The sequence below is a fragment of the Rhizorhabdus sp. GW822-FHT03C02 genome (assembly GCF_058801765.1).
The window spans coordinates 251,990-252,673 of sequence record NZ_JBXANN010000004.1; the positions used below are offsets into that span (position 1 = coordinate 251,990).

The 684-nt window shown below is 71.5% G+C and carries 1 protein-coding gene; it reads left to right on the forward strand.

Annotated elements, in window-relative coordinates; genetic code table 11:
* A partial coding sequence (locus AC1RM6_RS13525; protein WP_493101990.1) for a hypothetical protein occupies positions 1 to 684 on the forward strand: 684 nt, incomplete at both ends.

Below are 684 nucleotides of genomic sequence, written 5' to 3' on the forward strand. Positions count from 1 at the left end.
GGGACCACCGCGATCAATGGCGGGCTGGTCACCACCAGCGGCGCGCAGAGCTACAACGACGTCGTGACGCTCGGCGCGGCGACCAGCCTCAACGGCAGCAATGTCGGCTTCGCGACGACGCTCGACGGTGCTTTCGGGCTGACCGTCAACAGCGCTGGCGCGACGGTGTTCGGCGGTGCGGTCGGCGGGACCACCGCGCTGGCGTCGCTGACGACCAATGCCGGCGGGACCACCGCGATCAATGGCGGGCTGGTCACCACCAGCGGCGCGCAGAGCTACAACGACGTCGTGACGCTCGGCGCCGCGACGACCCTGAACGGCAGCGCGGTCGGCTTCGCGACAACGCTCGACGGTGCTTTCGGGCTGACCGTGAACAGTGCGGGTGCGACGGTGTTCGGGGGCGCGGTCGGTGGGACGACCGCGCTGGCGTCGCTGACGACCAATGCTGGCGGGACCACCGCGATCAATGGCGGGCTGGTCACCACCAGCGGCGCGCAGAGCTACAACGACGTCGTGACGCTGGGCGCGGCGACGGCGCTGAACGGCAGCGCGATCGGCTTCGCGACGACCCTCGACGGCGCTTTCGGGCTGACCGTGAACAGCGCGGGCGCGACGGTGTTCGGCGGTGCGGTCGGCGGGACGACGGCGCTGGCGTCGCTGACGACCAATGCCGGCGGCACCACC